Here is a 22,512-nt window from a genome sequence, read left to right as displayed (position 1 = left end):
TACACAGATTTATTTAAAACTTAATCTGTGTAATCCGCGTCATCTGCGGATAAAGTTATTTCTTTTCTATCAATTCTCTCACAAAAGGCTTCGGCTGATAGTTACGGTCGAAGAGTAACGGATAATCGCGGCGGCCTCTCACCGGAAAACCATTTTTCCAGGAATCTCCGTCGGTTACTCCCCATGCCGTTACACGGGTGATAACATCCGAATGCTTCATAAACAGGTTAAAGAAATCCGTCATTCTTGCATTCCACTTCTCGGAAACGCTATCCGGCAATGCTTCCGGATACGGATTCAGCATCTTCCGGTAAGCCACGGTATCGGATATGTTAGCACTTCGCCTGGCTGTAGGCAGGGCGCTCATATCCCATTCGGTAATCATCACCTTGGCGCCTGTTGAGGCAAAAGCAAGAATGCTTTCTTCAAACTCTTTCAAATCCGGGTAATCCATTCCCATGTGTCCCTGCATACCGATGGCATCTACCCTTAGTCCTTTCTCTTTCAGACTCTTCACCAGTTTTACCACTGTATTACGACGCCCTTCCACGTTCATTCCATAATCATTGTAGTAGAGTTCGGCATCCGGGTCTGCTTCATGGGCATATTGAAAAGCCAAAGGTATAAATTCCTCGCCTAAAATCTCATAGAATTTCGTTTTTCTATAAGAACCATTCTCTATAATGGCTTCATTCACTACGTCCCAACCTTTCACACGTCCCTTGTACCTGCCTACAACCGTATAGATATGATCTTTCATCCGTTGCTTCAGTACTTCCGGCGCCACATTCTTCCCTTCGGAATCTGTGCAAAACCATCGCGGTAACTGCGAATGCCACATCAGGCAATGCCCGATGATGAACATACCGTTCTCTTCGCCAAACTTAACAAGCTCGTCTGCCTGAGAGAAGTTATAACGATTCTCTTCCGGATGAATAACTGCACTCTTCATACAGTTCTCTGCTACAATAGAATTAAAATGTTTTTTTATCAACTGCACAGCTTTAGTGTCGCGCCCCGACGATTGTGCGGTATTCATGGCAACGCCGATATAAAACTTGTTGCCAACTGCTTTTTTCAGAGAAGGTCCATCACCTGTTACAGGTTCGCTTCCCCAGGAATTTAATGCAAAACCTAATAGTAATACACACAAAAAGTTCTTGTTTCCCATATCATTTTCAATTTAATTTCAGATGTTAGAAGCTATTTTGAATTCAAAACAGCTTCTATTTTCCGATTTCAAATATAATAGATGGAAACAACATAGGCAGTACTCTCATGCTACACAGTTTTTCGCTGGTGTTACATTTTCGATTTCTATGTTACATTTTCATTTAAGAATGTTACATGCATGGTTTTATAGATAGGTATTATCACTAAAATCTCGCTCTTTACCTATATGTTACTAAACTACTATTCACCGGTTTCACTTCTTTCTGCAATCCACTTATACATGGGCAGAAACGGGTGAAAGCGGTTTTTTTTAACCCCGTCTGTACGCGCTGTGAGGTGGGGTTCTGCTTTCACCGCCCTTCACATTGAATAGTTGGATGATTAGTGCCCACAGACGGACGGTAATATTAATCAATTGGATTACAGATAATTGAAAGGTCAACTGTAGTCGTCCGATAAGCCGACTCCAGTTGACCGATCGGACGACTCCAGTTGGCCGATCGGACGACTATAGTCGGCTATTTAGTAAACTGTAATCCAATACAATAGATAAGTCAGAAAATAGATACTCGTCCTTTCATCCGAAAGCCGGGACAATGCGGGGGAGGGTGAAAGCGGTGAACCCCTGAAATGGGCACTTTTTACAGAGTGCTTTCACCCGTTATTCGCTATGAATAAGGAGATTACAGAGGTATGTGAAACGGGTGAACCCCGGAATAAAACTATAAGTAGAATTAACCTGCATTATTCATACTGCAGGTTAGGTTAGTTATCGAATGACACATACATTTCCTTAAAATTTAGAGTTAGCTTATTGAAATGCATCAATACATCCTGCCCTAAATGGCCATCATAATTTGTAAGGTACGAAAGTTTGTCTGTTAACACCGTGATGGTTGGAATTACCATTTCTTGTCCTCCGATTTTTAATTGGACGTTTTTCAATTCGTACACTTCGCTATCAACAAAACCGCCTACTCCACCTCGTCGTATTGTATTTGAAGTTGCTTTCTCCTTTATTTCAACGGTGTGCGCAGCAAAATAATTTTCGGAAAACTTGGTTGTATTGGCGCCTGTATCCATTATGAAAAGTACTGTATCGTGATTGGCTTCAAATTGAACAATTGGCATAGCGTTATCCAAAAACAGATTGCGTGAATTACCTTTCGTTGGGTGAGCAACCACAGTAATACTTTTATTTTTGCATATCTCTATTTCCTTCATTTGGTTCATAACAGGAAAACCAATAATTCCATGAATAACATAATTGGCTTCCGGAAAAGAGAGTGATTCGTCAGGCATTACCTTGAAAACGACGTTTTCAAACATTAAGTCACCAATCCGCAGTTTGTCGGCCAAACCTACTTTCAATTGGACTTGCTTGTCTACTGCTCCTACTGTACTTGCTTTTGATTCAAATATTCGAATTCCCATTCGCCGGGCGCAACTCTCGGATATAACATTCGAAGCCCCTGTATCGAAAATGAAATTTTCCGATTGCCCGCCACTCGACACATTCATTATTATATGGTTGTATTCATTGAGTGAAACAGGAATACTTACATCAGTAGTTATATGCATTTTTTGTACAGGAAACCCCTTTAGCGACCTAACAAAATTATAATCTTTTTCACGCACCACTGCCAACCAAACGCTGTCTACAGCATGACCATATTTGTCGATGGCAATCTCTAATGCTTCGGCTGCCTTGTTGTAACGATACTGCTTAAATAAATTGTCGTACTTGATTGCATAAACTCTATAAAGAAGGGCGTCGCTCAAAGATTCGCTATAATTGTCGAGCAACTTGTTGATTGTTTGCAATGATTGTTCAGTTTGATTGAAGGCATTCTGTAAATTAGCATCAAGGTACAATACAATATATGGAGGTAATTCAGACCTTTTTTCTTGCAATAGAGCTTCAAGTCGGAACAAGTCTTTTTTATCAAGCATTCGGACTAAATCCCATTCCGTTAACAGGCTATCCGAAGCATGGATTGCCTCTAATTCTTCTGTATGTTTTTGCTGAACACCTGTTGAAGAATTACTTTTTGCACTACACGCTCCAAACAATAATATAAAAAAAAGAAAAAGAAAATGATTCATATTCATCTTAAGTTATTTAGAATTTAGAATCAACTACTGATTCGCATTAATAATAAGGAAATGAGTAACTTGTATTTCATATCATAATTTTGATATGATTATTTGCTATGATACCACTATATAAGAATTTAGCGGTGAGAATGGGTACGCGGACGACAAACACCGGAAAATTACCCTCTGAGAAACGGACGATATAAATACTGACAGTGACACTGGTTGACAGGATAGAGAACATTCTAAATTACAGATATGTGGCGGATAAGTTATCTGCCACATATCTTGTAAGACTGCCAAATTACGCAGATTGGCGTCAACGCTATTATCTATTATTGATACAGTAACACTTATCCCAATCTTGAATTCAGATTTAACAAGACTGTTTTGTATTATATTCTTAATTAGCAATAACTACAACATAATCATAGAAACCATCATTCAACGGATAGGGAGTAATCGGGGGCAAAAATCTACAACCCTTCAGATCACCATGATACGCGACAATTGGTGAACCATTATAATCCTTTACAAATGAATCACTCGTAGAACCATTAGAGATACGCATACCCATAGTACTTTGATACGTAGCATAATCATTATAAACTTCATGTAAAACATTGACTCCTACAGATCCTACTACATTTCCTCCATATACAGGATATCGGGTTGAAATAGTAAACTCATATCTATTTGTTGCAACAGTTGAAACACTCAAAGTGATTATATTAGTACCACTTTCTTGTTTTACTTGTAGTGATAGAGTCTTATTAGTTTCTGATTGAGTTAAAACAACTGTCCCCATTCTTTCTGACAGAGAAGTATTTATTTCTGCTGTAGCAATTACTATGTAATATTTGTAATACACATTTCGCACTTCAATATTACTAACCCAAGCTGGTTTACTTGTCACTATAGGCAACAAGTCTCTATTCGCACCATTTTCCTCCAAATATGACGTAATAGTAGGAATTTCTGTAGCAGTTCCCTGATAATCAACAACCATATTATTACTATTAGTATAAAAATAAGAATTATCTAAAGAAAGATTCTGTAATTCAACAGAAGACAATGAACTTTCTTCTTCCATGCTTAAAAAGCCACTTTCACAACTACACAAAAAGAATAAGGCTAAAAGAGAATAACATATTTTCATAAATTAAATTGTTAGTGCTCCATAATAAACAGAGCGTGTTAATACACTGATAAATCGTTAACAAATAAATTCAGGTAATAGGAAACAAAGACCAATAACGTACAAAGTTATAAGTATAGAAACCATCTCCATAAAGACGTCCTTCATATAATACATACCCACTTATATTACCATGATAAGCGACTAAAGGAGAGGCATTGAAATCCATTACAAAAGTTCCTATCGTTTGTCCTTTAGCAATAACAATAACTGCCTCATGATTCGATTCACCACCATTGTTATATACTTTATATGGAACATAACATCTAACTTCTTCTTTGACAGGATAGGTTGTTGTAGCAGTAAACTCATATCTATTTGTATAGATATTAGCCACTCCTATAGTAACCATATTAGTAGCACTTTCTTGTGTTACTTGTAGTGATAGGGTTTTGTTTGACTCCGATTGAGTTAAAACAATTGCTCCCATTCTTCCTGACAGAGAAGTATTCATATCTACTGTAACAAGTATTATGTAATATTGGTAATACACTTTTCGAACTTCAACATTACTAACCCAAGTTGGTTTACTTGTCACTACGGGTAATACGTCTCTACTTGTACCATCTTCTTCCAAGAAATATGATCTAACAGTAGGCACTGTCGCAGTTCCCAGATAATCAGCAGTTACATTATTAGTATCAACAGAATAATAATAATTATCTAAAGAAAGATTCTGTAATTCAACAGAAGACAATGAGTTCTCTTCTTCCATGCTTAAAAAGCTATTTTCGCAGCTACACAGAAGGATTACACTTAAAATAAATAAAATCTTTTTCATAACAATTCGTTTTTAAATAAGTAATTATGATTAACTATCAATGTACAAACTAATTATGACTTAAAAAATAATAGGTAGCGGTTACGCCCTGCGCATCCCGCTACCTATTTTATAGAGTTCTATTATTTACCGGCCAATCCGTCAGCAAAACCTGCATAGGTATGCTTGCGGCTGTAGTTGGCATCCCATAAACCTACGGGTTCACCAGCGCGCCAACCGGAACCAGTGGGGCTATCGGCGATACACCATTGAGTGATACCATACTGTTGGGCAGCAGGAATAATTTCAAAGTACTTCTTTATGATGAACTTATAGTATTCAGCCATCGCCTTATGCTGAGCTTCAGTCATGTTCGCTGTCTGTACGCTATTGCCGTTCTCGTCTTCGTAACCCATATCAAGCTCAGTAATCTTCACAAGCTTGCCACTGTTAGCCAATATTTCGAACATCTGCACTACATGCTCTTCTTTGCTCCTCTGTGTGTTAGCATTGGCATAGCAAGTCACGTGCATTTGCGTACCGATACCGTCTATTTTCGTCACACCGTCAGCTTCCCATTTCTCAATCCAGTGTACCAGACTCTTGACCTTTTTATTGTCGTCCCAGTCAGATTCCAGATTATAGTCGTTGACAAAGAGCTTCAGAGGATTGGTGCCACCATTCTCGGCATAGTACTTACGGGCAGCAGCTACAACAATACGCACGTAATCCACGCTACCTAAGTAGTCTTGCCAGTAGAAATTGTTCTGGGCATCGGCCTCGCTGACATTAGTAACCGAATGTAAAGGATAGAATCCTTCTCCATCATCACCACCACCGGAAATGGCTTCATTCACTACATCCCATGCTGTTACGTAACCGCCAGTAGCTTTCATCATACCTTCCACCCAAGTATTCATAGCCCATGTAAGGGTATCTTTCTTCTCTTCGGGAGTAAGAGGAATGGTGTTACCCTTGGTCACAATTTGCCACTTGAAGTCATCGATATAGTAGGTATTAGCCTCTTTAAGTACTGCTAAGTTCCAAGCAATTGTTTGGAAAGGCATTATTGCCCCATTACCATTGGAGGAAATCATCTGCGTAGTAACAGAGAATTCCTTCTCAAACAACTTCCATTCAGAAGTAAAGTCCACCCTAACCCCTGCATCATAAAAAATATACTCACCGGGATTTACATGAGTCTGAGATTCTGACCCAGCATTCTTATCCGCCCTATACATAAATGATACCTTACAAACATCACCTGCATTCAATACCCTATCAGCTTTTACAAAGAACTGAGTAGAATGATTTTCCGGAGGATTATCACCCGATTGTATTACAAAAGCATGACCTACACCATCAGCGCCTGTTCCGGATTCACCAATTGTAATGGCTTTAGGACCACCAACACCTTGTTCTGTTGAGAAGAAGCTAGAAACATTAGTACCTTCTGCATCACCACCGACAACCATGTCTGTATAGATATTTACAGCCGGAGCTTCAGAGTGGGATATCTTAACATACTTAATCTGAATAGTTCCAACAAAAAGACCTGATTGAGCCATCACATGACCACCGTTATCCACAGCTTTAAAAGAAAACTCAACTTCTTTCCATTCAGTATCGAAGTCGATTCCACCTTCGGCTCTCCCCCCCCAAGTACCTACACCAACAGGAAGTCGACCTTGACTGGAACCCTTAATCATCACTGTCAACTTATAATCTTTGCCTTGTTCAGTAGGAAGACCATCTGCAATGTGATACTGAATAAAATAATTCTGAGAAGCTGCAACGGAACTCTTGATTTCAAGACAACCTTCCGCTGCATTTCGTCCAATAGATGCAGTTCCTGCAACTTCAGCATCTATTTGATTCCAAAAATTATAATTACTTTCAGAATAGTCCACAATATAATCCTCGACGTCAAGTTTTGCATCAGGATCTGCATCCATTTCCTTGTCCTTAATCAACGAATTCAAATACTTGTTATTCTGCTGCGCATGCCAAGCCAATGTATGCCCATAAATGGTGATTCCGGCAGCTTGAGCCGCAGTAACAAACTTATCGACAGTTCCAAAGTTCATTTCTCCCTGATCGTTTACGCACGAAGCATACTTCATCTCATTACCTGCCGTCATGTCATCGAAGTTGGCTTGCGCCAACCGATAAATCAAGCCCTCTTCGAGGAATTCGTTGGCCGACAAGGCTATTCCCAATTTAAAACCGGGACTGGCTGCGCGGTCGATGTATGACTTCAGCGGGGCATATTCTTTCAGATACTCGTATTGCTCTATAGACGTCGGCTTATTCACCGTGATGTCTACGATTTCGGTATCCACGCAGGAAACCAGCAAGGCTGATACCAGCGTGACCCATATCATATTATTTTTTTTGTTCATTTTATCTAAGCTTTTTTTTGAAATTGTTTAGATTCCGTTTCACTTCAACACCACATTGAAAGTCTCGAATTTGCTCTGTCTGTCGCGTGCCACCAATGTGTCTTCACTACTACAGCTGGCTGTACCCATTTCACCGGTCACGACGTTCAGCACATAAGGCGGATAGGTCACTTCGTAGGTCAGTTCAAACAAGTCACGGTCTTTATCGCCCCACGCCTTCTTGGCACCGTGGTATGTCCACTTACCCGAACCGCTTGCCGTAGCATCCGGCGTATCGGTGGTGATGGTACAATTGCCGTTATCATCCAACGTAATCAACAGATCCATGTTCAGGTTCTGCTTGGCAGCTTCGCCCTGCTCATTCACCACATCCACAGAGACGGTAATGGGGTAACGCACCTTGTTCAGGGCAATGGTGCCCAAAGCACGTTCGTCAGCCTTCTCTATCGCCGGGTTACGTTCAACCGTACTAGTCCTACCGTTTATATTAAAGCGATCTGTTCCACGGCTCAGCCAGAGACCCTCATACTTATTCTTGTAGGTCACGGCATAAAGGGCATAGTCCTTGGGAAGCACATCCCAGTCGCCCGCATTCAGGCGATTGGGGTTTGATACATTATCTTTCGGCTTTCCCTGCAAGATAGAGTCGGAACCCTGTACCAACCGTACCGGAATGACGTAGGTCAGTTCGGGTGCCAAAGCGTCGTTGAAGAAAGCGTCGGTCAACTGTATGTCCATACGCCCGTAGATTTCCCCTTTCGGGAATACCACATTGCCCGAAGTATAGGTGTAGTAGTTCTCCGGCATGGGCAACACGGGGTTGCCGTTCGCGAAGTAAGCACCCCGGCAGAGATCGTTGTCTATGGCAATCTGCGCCACACGCTCTTTCCGGTTGTCCCATATACCTCCCAACGTAGCGATAATCTGCATGCGATACTCGTTATCAAGCTCGGTGGGATATACGTCTTCGCCCAGCGTGATAGTGCGCACAGGAGTCTGGGTGGCAAAACTGATGGTCTGGTATTCGAAGTCATCGAATTCCTTGTCTGCATTTTCGCACCCGGCAAGTAAGGCGCCGAGAACCATCCATTTCATTATAAGTTTATTCTTATTCATATTCATTATAAGCTTATGCGTTTAGTAAAAATTTACAAACAGGTTACCAGCCCTTATTCTGTTTCAGTTCACCGTATTTCTGAACTTCCGAATAAGGAATAGGGCCGTAAAACATATAGTCAGCAAACGAGCGGTTGTCCACGTTAATAGCAGTATAGTTGTCTCCGCTGATGCTCATGCCCTTGGCTGTCTCGCTCAGGTTGCTCTTCCAGCGGCGCAAGTCCCAGAAGCGGAAACCCTCGAAACAGAGTTCCAGACGGCGTTCGTTGCGGATAAGCTCTGCCATTTTCGCCTTGTCATCCTTGACGGATTCCAGATAAGCGTCTCCATTGTTGACACCGATACCGGCACGGTTGCGCAACGCCTTCACCACATCATAGGCCGAATAGCTGTTGCTACCCTTTCCCTGTGGGCCGTAAGCTTCGTTGGCTGCTTCGGCATAAGCCAGGAAGATTTCGGTATAGCGGATGCGAGGCGTATAGTGGTATTGGTCGGCTCTTGCATTCGGGTCGAGGTTGATGTCTTGACGCAACAGTTTCCTCAGGTAGTAACCCGTACGTGTGGATTTTTCATTCACCATGTTCAAGGCATCGTTGGTTGTTCCGTCCGCCGCCGTAATGATTTCCTTGTTCGCATTACCGGCTACTCCTCTGTTGTAGAGGACGTAAGCGGTCAGACGGGGGTCACGGTTATCATACGGATGAGCTGAGTCATAGTTTCCGGCAGACTCGGATACGGGATAGCCGTTCAGCATGGGAAATGCGTCCACCAAGTTCTGGGTGGGGTTGATGCGTCCGTTTCCAAAGAGCGTAGGAGGATAGTTGTCTTCTTCGAGATTCAACGACCTGCCACGCTCGCCGCGCCACAGGATTTCAGCAGGCGACTGTGTATCGCTCAGGTTGTCGATGTCAGAAATATTGCAATACCAAGTCCATCCGGTAGGATCCACGCCAGTCACTCCACCGATGTGGTTCAGCACCCGGGCAGCGCTGGTGGCTGCCGTTTCCCAGCTGATACCGGAGTGTTCGCTATAGGCCGGGCTGGCTGCCAGCAAATCAGCCTTGGCAAGAAAAGCTTCCACAATCTTTCCGGACATACGGCCAGTGAAAGCGGAACCGAATACACGGGTTACCCTTCCTATATCACCTCCCGGATATTTAGAAATAATACGCTGCATCTCAGCTTCGTCGCCATACTCCCAAGGCAATACGTCGAGTGCTTTTTGAGCATCGTCTTTCAAAGCCCTGATGCAGTCGGCAAACGTATTACGGGGCACGTTGAAATTAGAACCCGCTCCTTCCGGCTCCGTCACGATAGGAACTCCCATCAGTACGCCGTCTTCGGTATAGCCGGCATGAGCCTCGAGCAGGTAGTACATATACATAGCACGCAACCCGTAGGCTTCCGCTTTCTGACGGTCGCAGAACATCCGGGCTACGACCTCGTCATTGGCCCATTTCACCTGGTCTGCATTAGCCAGAAAGAGGTTGATGTATTGGATGGCCGAACGGCAGGAAGTCCAGCGATCGGCAGGATTGTTACTTGACGTCCACATGCCGGAAGCAATCCTACGCCAGTTGTTGTCGGCAGCGTTGCTCACGGCATCGTCCGTAGCCACGTCGTTAAAGGAATATCCGCCATTAGGTATTCGTGTATAGGCATTTGCCAGCACACCTTCGGCGTATTGCGAATTCACGTACATGTATTCCAAACCGAGATTGTTTTCGATGGCCGGTTCAAAAAGGTCATCGCATCCGGTCAGGCAAGCTGCAAAGGCGCATATTGTTATTATTTTCTTCATAACTTATCATTCTATATTTTACATTATACATTAGGAGTGCATCAGAAATCCACCTTGACACCCAAACTGTATGAGCGGAGTTGGGGAGCAGTTCCTACATTCATCTCCATATATTCACGTTCCTTGGCCAGGGTCAGCAGACTGGTTCCGTTGGCATAGATTTGCAGTCCCTTAACAATCTTGCTTTTCAGCATGGCAGCCGGGAAGTCGTAAGTCAGTTGTACGCGGTTCAAGTCGAAGCGTGAAGTACTGTACAGCCAGAAGTCCGATGGCACGAAGTTCAGGTCGCCGCCTTGGGTAGTCAGTCGCGGATAAGTGGCGGTGGCAGCCGTCTCCGGTGTCCAACGTCCGCGAACTACTTCGGAATACTTGCGATCGCCATAAACATGCATATATCTATTGTCCTTCAATCCCTTACCGCCAAATGAACCGGCGCCGGCAACAAACAGCGTGAAGCCTTTGTATTTGGCTGTCAGGTTCAGACCCATCAACAAGGGAGCACTCCACTTGCCAAGCACCACCTGGTCTTTGTTGTCGATGATACCATCCTTGTTCTGATCCACATATTTCAAGTCGCCCGGCTTGGTGTTGCTGTTGACCTTCGCTGAGTTTTCCACATCAGCTTCATCCTTGAAGAAACCTAAACATTGGTAGCCGCGCAAGGCGTCGATGGGCTGTTCTTGGTTTTCCAACCAACTAAACTCTGCCATTTCGTCCCACTTGGTGTTCTTCGAAGTATAGTACATTCCGGTAAGACCTACATTCCATTCAAAATCACCCTGTTTCTTTCCTATATTCACGGCCCAGTCAACACCGGTACGGCGCTGGTTGTTGGCATTGATGTAAGGACGCATATCCGATACCGGATAGTAGGTCTGGAAGTAAGACGGATAAGTGACCGGCTGTGCCAGCAATCCTTCGGTGTTGGTCAGAAAAAAATTAGCATTCAGCTTGACGAAACCTTTCCACAGCGAAGCGTCCAAGCCTGCGGTAAACTCTTTGCGCTTGATATAACCAAGGTTCGGGTTTCCACCCCGCAGGTAATCGGAAGTCTGCATGGCATTGTGAGTTTCGCTCCATCCCCACCACGTGCCGGTTTGTGTAAACCTGGTGGCGTACATATAATATTCCCTTATATCCAAGTCCTGATTCAGCACGCTATAGCCTGCAGTCAGTTTCAAGTTGTCCAGCCAGTCGGCATCTTCCATGAAACTTTCTTCAGTAAGACGCCATCCCAATGTGAGCGAGGGTGAAAGACCCAGGCGATTCCCTTCGGGCAGTTTGGCCGAATGTACGGCAGCCATGCTGAAGTCAGCGTAATACTTGCCGGCGTAGTTATAATTGGCCTGCAACCCCAGGTTGGCATTGCTGATGCGGTGATATTCTCCCGAATTGGTCCGTTGATAACCTTGGGCCAACAACAGTCCGGAGACATGGTGGTCGTCGGCAAACGTATTCTGATAACCGAACTGTGCGGAGAAGAAAATAGTCTGATACTCAGTACTTTCATTTACGTTTTGCGTACCAGTGTGTTTGTCCATATTATACTTTGTCAACGAAGTAATGCGGTCGGCACCGAAAGCGTTGTTCCAGGCAGCCTCGTAAACCGCATAGTCATCGTCGATAGAAGTGATATACGAGGTTCCGTAGTCCACAGAGAATTGTGTGCGGAACGACAGACCTTTCAGTACACGTTCCAAGTCGAGATTGATACCTGCATCAAACTGGAAACGACGTGAAGTGGCCTTCCGGTAACCGGACGCATACATGGCGGCAAAGGGATTGGTCATGTTTAACTGCGTACCTCCCAGCAGATACTTGCCGTCGATGAGGTAGTTGCTGTTATTGACGAGTGTCCATGAAGCCGCATCGTTTTCGTCGATAAACTCGATCGGAATAAAGGGCACAAGAGGCGCCGAACCGGGAGCCGTAGGACGAAGCGTGGCCGAATTGTTCCAATAGTCGGCTTTATCGCCGCGTGCATCGTAGAAGATGGCGTTGGCGTTCACCCAACCGCTAATCCAATCGTTCATACGCAAATCCACGTTACCACGAATATTCAGGCGAGTATTACGGTTATTCTTACTCTCGCCGAAGTTCAGCAGATCGTTGGAACTCTCATAACCAATGTTCGTATAGAAGTTGGCATAACGTCCGCCACCGGAAAATTCGGCAACACCATTATAATCCTGGCTTGTTTTCCGGATATAGTCATCGGAAAAGAAGTTGATGTTAGGATAACGGTAAGGATTGGCACCGCTGGCATAGTTGTAAATCAGTTCATCGGAGAAAGCAGGAGCCAGTCCGTCGTTGCCCAACGCCTCGTTGTAGAGTGTCATGTACTCTGCCGAAGCCAGATACTTTGGATAACTCTTCGGCACGTTGATGCCGGAGTTGGCACGAACACTCACCTTCAGGTCTTCATTGCCTCCGCGCTTGGTGGTAATCAGAATGACACCTTTCGCGCCGCGGCTTCCGTAGAGCACCACGGCCTGCGCAGCTTTCAGGAAGGTGATTTGCGTAATTTCAGAAGGACGGATGTTGTTGGTTTCCCGAGGAACACCGTCGACCAGCACCAGTGCGTCGCCCATGTTCCACAGTTGCCCGTTGAACCCTCCCACAAAGGATTGCATATTGTCAAGGCTGTATGACGAATAACTTTTGTTAGTCAGTTCCTCCACATCGACAGACGAAACGCCGCCCATCAATTCCGACCGGTCGACTGTGCGGAAAGCCACATTCACTTTCCGGGTCAATGTGTCTGCCTTTTCCGTATCTGCCTGAGCCATCAGTGCGACGGAAGAAAACAATAGTCCGGCTCCAAGAATTATATTTTTATGAATTTGTTTCATGATATTCTGTTTCATTTAAATAAGTCACTTGTTTACCATCCCGGATTTTGATAAAACTCCGGATACAAGGTCACGTCAGACAATTTCAGAGGTAACCAATAGTGCTTCTCCGTGAAGTTACGGGTCACGATAGTTCTGTATCTGTAGTTGCTCACGGCTGTCTCTTGCACGTTTTCGGCCAGGTCGCCCACACGGTCGAATTCCACGGCAGTCTTCGTAGTATAAGGAGCCTTGTCAAGCAGTAACCAGCGACGCAAATCGTTGAAGCGATGGCTCTCGTAAGCCAGTTCCACGGCACGCTCGCGGCGAATTTCACCGTTAAAAGCTTCCATAGAGCCGATATATTTGGCATTTACACCATTCACTCCGGCACGTTCGCGAATACGGTTGACGGCATCAACCGCCGTAAGCGAGCAATTGGCAGATTTTCCGGTTGCCGCTCCGTTGGCGTTGGCAGCCGCTTCGGCATACATCAAATAGATATCTGCCAAACGCATATAACTACAGTACATGTGCATCTGCGGACTCCACCCCCATCCATCATCAAATTTATTGGCTTCCAAAGGAATGAACTTGCCCAACAAGAATCCGGTGCGACTACCATATTGATCGTCGCGGGCTTTGCCACCGGTATAGAGGGCGGCGTTGTACAATTCGCCTGCATCGCCCTTTTTGGATTCAGATGTCATGGGTGAACCATCAAAACGGATGTCATGGTAGAAGCGGGGGTCGCGACCTTCCCAAGGATGAGTCATGTCCCAGCCGGATTCCGAATCATCAAGCGGAAGTCCGTTAGCCATACCATAATAATGCACATAGTTGGCTGTAGGAGAAAGCTGCGGATTGTTTTCCGGTTTGTAATCAGCAGGCACAAACTGCAAAGACACACCGTAACGAGTGTTTTGCCAGCCACTGGCCACAACGCCGCGGAATAAAGCTTCCGTAGATCCGGGCATTAATGCATTCCTGCCGAAAGTATAGAACAAATCGGAGTAGTGTGCAAAATCTACCAAGCTGTATTGGGTCTGCCCACTCTCTACCAACGTAAGCAATTCGCCGAAAGCTTCGGCAGCCTGGCGGCAATAGTCCTGATTATAGGAGGCATTACCGGTAGACTCTTTGTTCATCAGCGGACTTCCCGCCCACAGCAAATTCTTACCCAAATAACCCAACGCCATGATTTTGTTGATGCGCAGTTGGTTGTTCCCCTTGGTACTCGGACTGATGGAGGTCACATCCCAATCAATAGGCAGCAGACGTACAGCCTGACGGAAGTCTTCGGCTGCCTTGTCGGCACACTCATGATAGCTGAGTCTCGGCTCCGCAAAGGTTTCATTGGGTGGCAACACCTTATCTATATAGGGCAGTCCACCGAAGTACTGTATCAGCATGAAGTGGAACCATCCGCGGAAAAAGTAAAGCTGTCCGGCAATGGCATCCTTCTGTTCTTGTGTAGCATCGGTAAGCAACTCAAGATTGGCCAGACCCATATTACATTTGCGGATTCCATACCAGGAAGCCGGCCACAAGTCACGGTTCCATCTGAAGTTGTCGCCAGCGGTATGATTCAAGTACAACGAATTCGAATCCAGGAACCCGGCTCCCCAGCCGTCATGTTGTGCCTGCCAGCCCCAAAAGTCACCTTGGTCTACTTTGTAGCCCATGTGATAGTTAATGTCAGTGCCGATTACTTCATCTTCTCCCCAATTCCAGGAGTTGGTCCAATATTGCTTGGCCATGTCGGGAATGCAGGCATAGAGTTCTTCTACAAACCCTTGGAAGTTATGAAAGTCCTTGAAAGCGCCTTCGGCAGAGACATCCGATTCGGGTGCCTTGTCCAGATAGTCGGTGCACGAAGTTATCATGCCAACCAGACCCAAACTCAGACAAGCCATTACAGCATATCTTATAATGTATTTCTTCATAATTCAATGATATTTAAAGATCAAATTTAATACCTAAGTTAAAGCGGCGTACAGTAGGATAAGCGCCTTGCGAAGCCAGTCCCGTACCGGCAAAGTTCGATTCGCGGTCATCCGGCATGCGCGACCATACCCAGAGGTTGTTTCCGTTCAGGAAGATTTTCAAGCTGTTCAAACCCATTTTCTTTACCCACGAATCTGTAAACGTATAAGCCACTTCGGCATTCTTCAAGCGGATGAACGAACCGTCGTAGTGTGTACGGGTACCCTCATAATAACTCGGAGTGGAATTGATGCGAGGCATAGGTACATCGGCATTGAAATGGTCTTTCGTCCAGAAAGTTCCTTCGTCGAACACAGTATTCAGGTTACCGCTCAATGAACCGAAGCCTACGGTACGGTTGACGTTAGTCACACCATACAGCTGTATAAAGCAGCTGAAACCTTTGTAGTCGAAGCCCAGCGTGGCATTGTAGGTATTTTCCGGGGTGCCGGTATATCCGTAGGGGGCGCTGTCGTTAGCGTCAATCACGCCGTCACCATTATAGTCTATCGTGATATATTGTCCGGGCAGCTTCTGGTCGTTCATTGTGTTGTGCGTAGGCATCGCAAACACTTCGTCCCACGTATTGGCAAAACCTGCGGAAAGGTGCGCGTGATCCTGGCCAATGGCAAAGCCTTCCCGCTTCTGGTAGGCAGGGCGCATGGGGGGATCGTCGTAGCTCAGAATCTTGTTCTCGGCATGGGTCATGTTAAAGTTACCCCACAAGCGAAGCCCGTTTTTCAGTGTTTTGTTCACGCGGAGTTCCAATTCATATCCTTTGGTACGCACACGTCCCAAGTTGGCGGCAGGTGCAGATATACCCAGATAACCGGGAGTGGCACGGTTACCTCCGGCTACAAGAATGTCTGTACGCTTGTCACGGAAGAATTCCAGGCTACCGGCAAGCAGACCGTCGAAGAAGGCATAATCAATACCCAGGTTTTGCTTCAGAGCCGTTTCCCAACGTACGTCGGGATTACCTACTGACGCTTCCCTGTACCAAGTATAGGGTGAATCTTGTTCATTGTTCAAACCATGGTAAGTTTTTCCACCGTAGGCCCACTGAGTGGCATAGAGAAAACGAATACCCAGGTTGTCGTCTCCCACTTCACCTATAGAATAGCGTATCTTCAGCATATCCACCACTTTACGGAGAGGTTTGAAGAACTTTTCTTCACTAATCATCCAGCCCACCGCACCGGAGTTGAACAACTCGAAACGATAGTCGGGGCTAAACTTTTCGGAGCCGTTATAGGCACCGTTATATTCCACGAAATAACGGCTGGCATAGCTATATGTGCCACGGAATGCCCAGTCCTCACGGTAATGCGGGAATTCGCTACCCGTACTCCGCTCCGTGCGGTTGAATACTCCCATGGCAGTGACGTCATGGTCACCAAATTGGCGCCCCCATGCGAGCTGTGCCTGATAATACAGGTTGCGTTGTGTGGCTCCGTTATCCACTTCACCTCCAGCTGTACCCCACAAGATACCTTCCTGAAAATCAAGACCGGTCTTGGAGTCGACCTGTGCATTGGCATAATGAACTTCACCTGTCTCCGGATCTATCCATTTGGTTTGAGTTCCATGATTCAAGTCGTTGACACCACGTCGTCTTTCTATGAACACATTGTCCCATGATATCATTGCACTGGCGCGCAAGCCTTTCAACAGGAAGCCCAAGTCCTGTTCCAGTGAGAAGTCGGTATTGATGCGGGTAGTGGTGCGTATCTCGTATCCGGCGTTGGCAAGGTTCAATACAGAGTTCGGGGCACCTTGACTATTGGGTCTGTAATATCCCCAAGTACCATCAGAATAGCGCGGCAAGAAAGCATCTGCCGGCGAACTGTAGGCAGCCTGCCACAACTGTGTAGCTCCAAACGAGTCATCGGAAACTCCCCACGGTGACTTCTTCGCACCATAAGAACCAAAGATATTGGCTTTCAATACAGTGGTCTTGGTAATCTTGAAGTCCAGATTACTGCGAACGTTGATACGGTCGAAACCATAACCGGCCTGATAACCGCGGTTGTTGTCCCATTCGCGGAACAAGTCACCCTCGTGCAGGTAGTCTACCGAAGCAAAGTATTTCACGTGACGTGTACCACCTGCCAAATTGATGCTGGGATTATAAGCCATGGCATAGTCCTTGAAAAGTTCCTTCTGCCAGTCTACGTTAGGATAGCGTTCAGCCTCTTCCAGATTAGCCGGATTGCGATATTTCTCTATCGTTTCCATGGGCAATACTTTGTTCCAAGAACCTGGGAATAAGCCCAATTCATTCTCAGCAGCCTGGTTACGTACGTAGAGTGCATCTGCCGATTCCATTCTGCCCGGTAAAGCAGAAACCACTTTGGCCGTCATGTTCATACCTACATTAATCTTTGCACGACCTTCGCTACCACGCTTAGTAGTCAGCAAGATTACACCATTAGCGCCTTTCACACCATAGACGGCAGTGGCCGAAGCATCTTTCAGCACGGAAATAGACTGTACAGAGTTCACATCGACACTACTCATTGGTCGTTCAATACCATCCACAAGAACAAGCGGTTCGCTGTTGTTCCAAGAACTGACACTACGTATCACAATCCTCGGGTCTTCGTCGCCCGGCATACCGGTAGAGGAAGAAGTTATCACGCCCGGCAGGTTACCTGTCAAAGCTGCACCCACACTGGATACACCTCCCGCACGTTGCAAAGTCTCACCCGAGGTCTGTGCAATAGCACCCACCACCGAAGCTTTCTTCTGCTGACCATAACCTACGACTACTACTTCGTCCAATTGTTGGCTATCATCTTCCAATACAACTCTTATCATTCTCTGAGTTGTTGCCGTCACCTCTTGTGTTCTCATACCTATATATGAAACAACAAGAACCACATTATCTTTAGGAACAGTCAACGTAAAATTTCCATCTATATCTGTTATAGTACCTATTGAATTGTTGCCTTTCACAACGATGGAGGCACCGATAACCGTTTCACCGGTACCATCAAGAACTGTTCCTTTCACTGTTACTCCATTTTGCGCTAAAGTTGGTAAACAACTTAATAGCAACAAAAGCAATAAATAAGGGATCTTTTGAATTTTTTTTGTTACATTTTTCATTACCACTAGTTTAAGATATTAATAACTACATACTCTCTTTCATTAGCTATTAAGGATAGCCTTAACTGTCATCATACTTGCATTTCATAAATTAATTAATTATTAAGATTAAAAGGTAAATTACCAGCGTTTATATTCCCATTACATATTTTCACGTTCGGAACTATCCATGATAACAAAGTGTTCTCCATAGTCAGCACATCCCGATTATCGGAATCGTTCCTTTTGCGGATACAAATATATTCAACTTAAATATAAAACAAACACGATTATGCTACACGATTTTTCGATGGCATTACATCTTTATTTTCTATGTTACATAATTCTTTGACTGCATTACATTATTTATCATAAAACATTGTATATGAGACTATTACAATTTACAACACCAACATGCAAAAGAAGGTCTTTTTCGCTAAAAAAAACCATTGTAAAGGAAGGAGGAACAAGAAAAGAGAAATAAGAAATACCTTGTGATACACAAGATTGAGAGAGGTAGTAACGTAGCGCAAAAGATATGTAACCAATCTGATAAAACCTAAAAACAGCTTTTTATCCATTTACCGGCAAATACATTCATTAACCTATATTATTTATACTTCAGGAGTCTATAAGCAAGTTACCCCTGCTTATAGACTCCTGAAGTATGAAGCTATATGTCCGGAAGATATCACTCTCCCAAAACCACCTGGAACGGTGAAGCCGGAAGTCCTGCCGTATTTTTCAGGTTCGCATCCTGCGGATTATCATCCCAGGCATAGCGCACCTTCACCGGTTGAGGGACATCTTTGCTACTGACAATCACCTTATTACCTTCAACCGTAGCCTCAGCCCATCTGAAGCGACCGTCTTTTCCTGCCAATGCAAAACCTTTCAGTTCGTTCACCGGCATCAGTTCATCCGTTCCTTCTTCAAAGGAAAGAATAACTTTTCCATCTGCAACGGATGCTGTAGTGAATAACGGACCGCTATAAACGATATTCTGTCCATAGACTTTCTTCCTGACCTGCAGAGCCGTTCTTCTTGCCAGTTCTTTCTTATTGAGCGGATGAATATCATTCCATTCTCCCAGGTCGATAGTCACTACCAAAGATGTATTGGGCAACTTCAAAGTAACCTGCCGTTGAGCTTCGCGCATTCCTGCCCAACCACTTTCCACCGGCTGATGATGGGCCTGCATGAAGTTAGGCAACTGCATGATGAAGAAAGGCAGATTCTCATCGGCTAACTTCTCGCGCCAATCCTTAAGCATGGCGCTCAACAGCGCTTCATACTCATTGGGTCTTCCTGCATTCGTCTCGCCCTGATACCATAAAGCGCCTTTGAAAGTAAGATTCCTCAAAGGAGAAATCATGGAGTTGTACATACCCGTCGGGATATTCTGAAAGGATACGCCTCCCCTTCCGGCAGGCATTTCACAGCCCAACCTGTACTTCCATTGCTCGGACAAACGTACCGTATCGCCATCTATCGCCATGCAGTAGGGTTTATCTTTCACAAAGCCGGGGCGGCCGCCGGAATTGATCAGACGCACCGTAACCAGATTCTCACCGTTTCTCAGCACAGATGCCGGAACCTTATAAATACGGGGCGGATATTGATAGGACGTAGTGCCGACAAAAACACCGTTCACATATACCGAATCGGCATTGACCATACATCCCAGACGTAATATCGCATCTTTACCGGCCTGCTCAGGGGTCAGGCGGATATGCTGACGGAACCAGTGCGACCCGCTGACCGGATAACCATTCTTGCTTCCCAACTGATTGGAGAACATATTCACAGCCTCCCAATCAGAATCATCCAAACCCGATTCATACCACTTCACCGGAGCATGAAGTCCTTCATCACCTTTATATAAAGAGAGATTCCAGAACCTCGACATCATGCCGCCCGCCCTGTTCACCAGCGCCTTGTATTCATCAGAATTATAGATATCCCTTTCGCGCAGATTCTTCGGGAATGCCTGCAACGCATCCTCACTCATCCATGCCTCGACGCTGCTGCCTCCCCAACTCGAATTGACGATTCCTACAGGAACTTTTGTTTCATTATACATCTCTATGGCAAAGAAATAAGGCAGTGCGGCAAATGTCTGTGCTGCTTCCGGCGTCAGAGACGTCCAGTTCATCCGTTCAATGTCTTCCTTCGGCCCGTGCAAATCGTTGCCATAAGGAGTTTTGACGTAGCGTATCATCGGGTTTGCATAAGCAGCCGTTTCCTTGCCAAACATATCCGCCACACGCGCTACCGTCAACTCCATGTTCGACTGTCCCGAACATAACCATACATCACCCACCAGGATATCCTTCACGCGAAGGTCGTTCACTTCCATATCATAAGGCCCGCCTGCCTTCATTGCAGGAAGCGTAACCATCCACTTCCCGTTTTCATCAGCTGTGGCTGTGTAGGTGTTTTTCAGCTTTCCGCCTTTCACTCCATCGGGGAACGCGTTCTTTGAAAATCTGACCTGTACGCTTTCTCCTTTGTCCGCTGTACCCCATATCTTTATGGGGCGTTCCCGCTGAAATACCATTCCGTCAGAAAGCACAGCCGGTAGTTTCAGTTTAGAAGGTTTGAATTCCATCCAATCTATTTCCACTTTCCCCTTTCCTTTGGAGATAACGTATAAGTCGTGAATGCCTTCCGAGAAATCCGTCAAAGGTACTTCAACCGTATTCCAGCCTGCATTTGCAGGAATATTGACCAGTGCAACAGTCTTCCCTTTCAGACCATCCAACCTCACTTCCACGCTGCCGCCGGATTGGGAGAAGGCGCGTACACAAATCGATTTCGGTCTCCTTACGCCAAAGTCCACCTGGTTATAGCGAAGCCAGGAGCCGGGAGCGGCAAACTCCGTCTTCCATCCCTGAAACTTGTCTGTCGTATCCAGAAATGCGATAGATACACCTTTATCGCTCAGTTTGCTGTACCTGTCTATCTGTATTTTCCCTGTTGCCGGGGTAACACCTACTCCGCGCAAGGTGGGAATCACTTTCTTTATCGTTCCGTCTGCGTTGAAGAACAGGCTGTCAATCCGGGCAGAACGATTCTTATCAAACTCCGGCGAGAAGTCGTTATGATGATAGAACAAGTACCACTGTCCCTTGAATTCGAGCATGGAATGGTGATTAGTCCAGCAACCGGTGGGAGACTGATCCATAATTATTCCTTTATACTCGAAAGGCCCCATCGGGTTGTCGCCGACGGAGTAGGCCAGGGTTTCGGTTTTATCCTGCACCCACGGGTAGGTAAGGTAGTAGATGCCATTGCGCTCGAACATGAAAGGGCCTTCTTTGAAGCCTTCGGGAAGTCCTTTTATTACTGTCGGTTCTGTGGCAAGTTCCAGCATGTTTTCTTTCAGCTTTGCCATAATCAGACCGCCGCCTGCCCAGTACAAATAGGCCTGACCGTCTTTATCAATAAACACGTTGGGGTCTATTCCTCTGATGCCTTTGATGGGTTGCTTTTCCGGAACGAACGGGCCGAAAGGTTTGTCGGCAATGGCAACGCCGATGGTGCTTCCTCTCCTGTTGTTAATCGTATCGTTGGTGATAGCCGGAAAATAAAAATAGTATTTCCCGTTCCTGAAGATACAGTCGGGCGCCCACATGCTGTAGGTTGATTCATTTACCCATTCCACGTCGTGTTGGCTCAGGAACATGCCGTGGTCTGTCCAGTCCACCAGATTGTCTGATGAGAATACGTGATAATCGGCCATGCAGAACCAGTCTTTGCGAGGGTAGTCGGCAGGGGCAGGGATGTCGTGAGAGGGATAGATGTATACTTTCCCGTCAAAGACGCGGGCAGTGGGGTCTGCCGTGAACTGGTCTCTGATAATGGGGTTCTGTGCAGATACACTGCCTGAAAGCCATAGTGACAGGACTGATAGCAGGAGTAGATAATGCTGTTTCTTTTTCATACTTTATTATTATTTGAATTATGAATTATAAATTATGAATTATGTGAATCAGGAGTTAGAGGAATTAAAGGAGTTATCAGCCCTCAAGCGGGCTTAGGAGTTAAAGCCGATA

11 protein-coding genes and 1 pseudogene are annotated in these 22,512 nt (G+C 45.4%); all 12 read right to left on the bottom strand.

What is annotated here, in order from left to right; all coding sequences use genetic code 11:
• Positions 1-55: 55 nt before the first annotated feature.
• A complete protein-coding gene (locus tag B2Z67_RS05425; RefSeq protein WP_291528798.1) occupies positions 56-1,171 on the bottom strand; it encodes an endo-1,4-beta-xylanase in 1,116 nt (371 codons plus the stop codon).
• 767 nt (positions 1,172-1,938) lie between these two features.
• Positions 1,939-3,285: an aspartyl protease family protein gene (locus B2Z67_RS05420; RefSeq protein ID WP_291528797.1), complete on the bottom strand. Its 1,347-nt coding sequence runs from the start codon at positions 3,283-3,285 to the stop codon at positions 1,939-1,941.
• A 388-nt stretch (positions 3,286-3,673) separates the two neighbouring features.
• Positions 3,674-4,429 carry a hypothetical protein gene (locus tag B2Z67_RS05415; protein ID WP_291528796.1) on the bottom strand — a complete coding sequence of 252 codons (756 nt, stop codon included), beginning with the start codon at positions 4,427-4,429 and terminating at the stop codon, positions 3,674-3,676.
• A 70-nt stretch (positions 4,430-4,499) separates the two neighbouring features.
• Positions 4,500-5,249, bottom strand: coding sequence for a hypothetical protein (locus tag B2Z67_RS05410; RefSeq protein WP_291528795.1), 750 nt, complete (start codon positions 5,247-5,249; stop codon positions 4,500-4,502).
• Between the two features lie 122 nt (positions 5,250-5,371).
• Positions 5,372-7,630, bottom strand: a complete 2,259-nt coding sequence (locus B2Z67_RS05405) for an endo-1,4-beta-xylanase (protein WP_291528794.1) — start codon at positions 7,628-7,630, stop codon at positions 5,372-5,374.
• A 39-nt stretch (positions 7,631-7,669) separates the two neighbouring features.
• Complete coding sequence (locus B2Z67_RS05400; protein WP_291528793.1) at positions 7,670-8,746, bottom strand: DUF5627 domain-containing protein; 1,077 nt, start codon at positions 8,744-8,746, stop codon at positions 7,670-7,672.
• Positions 8,747-8,789: 43 nt separating this feature from the next.
• Positions 8,790-10,547 carry a RagB/SusD family nutrient uptake outer membrane protein gene (locus tag B2Z67_RS05395; RefSeq protein WP_291528792.1) on the bottom strand — a complete coding sequence of 586 codons (1,758 nt, stop codon included), beginning with the start codon at positions 10,545-10,547 and terminating at the stop codon, positions 8,790-8,792.
• 41 nt (positions 10,548-10,588) lie between these two features.
• A complete protein-coding gene (locus B2Z67_RS05390; RefSeq protein ID WP_291528791.1) occupies positions 10,589-13,399 on the bottom strand; it encodes a SusC/RagA family TonB-linked outer membrane protein in 2,811 nt (936 codons plus the stop codon).
• 32 nt (positions 13,400-13,431) lie between these two features.
• On the bottom strand, positions 13,432-15,324 hold the full coding sequence (locus B2Z67_RS05385) for a RagB/SusD family nutrient uptake outer membrane protein (protein ID WP_291528790.1): 1,893 nt from the start codon (positions 15,322-15,324) through the stop codon (positions 13,432-13,434).
• Positions 15,325-15,337: 13 nt separating this feature from the next.
• Complete coding sequence (locus B2Z67_RS05380) at positions 15,338-18,475, bottom strand: SusC/RagA family TonB-linked outer membrane protein (protein WP_414630784.1); 3,138 nt, start codon at positions 18,473-18,475, stop codon at positions 15,338-15,340.
• 670 nt (positions 18,476-19,145) lie between these two features.
• Entirely contained in the window at positions 19,146-21,473 is a 2,328-nt protein-coding gene (locus B2Z67_RS05375) for a sialate O-acetylesterase (protein WP_414630785.1), read from the bottom strand.
• 18 nt (positions 21,474-21,491) lie between these two features.
• Positions 21,492-22,400: pseudogene (locus tag B2Z67_RS05370) on the bottom strand (family 43 glycosylhydrolase); the annotation flags it as partial.
• Between the last annotated feature and the right edge of the window lie 112 nt (positions 22,401-22,512).

Source organism: Bacteroides sp. UBA939 (assembly GCF_002293435.1).
GTDB lineage: Bacteria > Bacteroidota > Bacteroidia > Bacteroidales > Bacteroidaceae > Bacteroides.
Note: the sequence above shows the minus strand (reverse complement) of the source record. Positions and strands in the feature narration are given on the sequence as shown.

Bases quoted from the DNA above. Each gene is read 5' to 3' on its own strand.
- B2Z67_RS05425 (WP_291528798.1), bottom strand. From the start codon at position 1,171: ATGGGAAACAAGAACTTTTTGTGTGTATTACTATTAGGTTTTGCATTA.
- B2Z67_RS05380 (WP_414630784.1), bottom strand. From the start codon at position 18,475: ATGAAAAATGTAACAAAAAAAATTCAAAAGATCCCTTATTTATTGCTT.
- B2Z67_RS05405 (WP_291528794.1), bottom strand. From the start codon at position 7,630: ATGAACAAAAAAAATAATATGATATGGGTCACGCTGGTATCAGCCTTG.
- B2Z67_RS05390 (WP_291528791.1), bottom strand. From the start codon at position 13,399: ATGAAACAAATTCATAAAAATATAATTCTTGGAGCCGGACTATTGTTT.
- B2Z67_RS05410 (WP_291528795.1), bottom strand. From the start codon at position 5,249: ATGAAAAAGATTTTATTTATTTTAAGTGTAATCCTTCTGTGTAGCTGC.
- B2Z67_RS05420 (WP_291528797.1), bottom strand. From the start codon at position 3,285: ATGAATATGAATCATTTTCTTTTTCTTTTTTTTATATTATTGTTTGGA.
- B2Z67_RS05395 (WP_291528792.1), bottom strand. From the start codon at position 10,547: ATGAAGAAAATAATAACAATATGCGCCTTTGCAGCTTGCCTGACCGGA.
- B2Z67_RS05400 (WP_291528793.1), bottom strand. From the start codon at position 8,746: ATGAATAAGAATAAACTTATAATGAAATGGATGGTTCTCGGCGCCTTA.
- B2Z67_RS05385 (WP_291528790.1), bottom strand. From the start codon at position 15,324: ATGAAGAAATACATTATAAGATATGCTGTAATGGCTTGTCTGAGTTTG.
- B2Z67_RS05415 (WP_291528796.1), bottom strand. From the start codon at position 4,429: ATGAAAATATGTTATTCTCTTTTAGCCTTATTCTTTTTGTGTAGTTGT.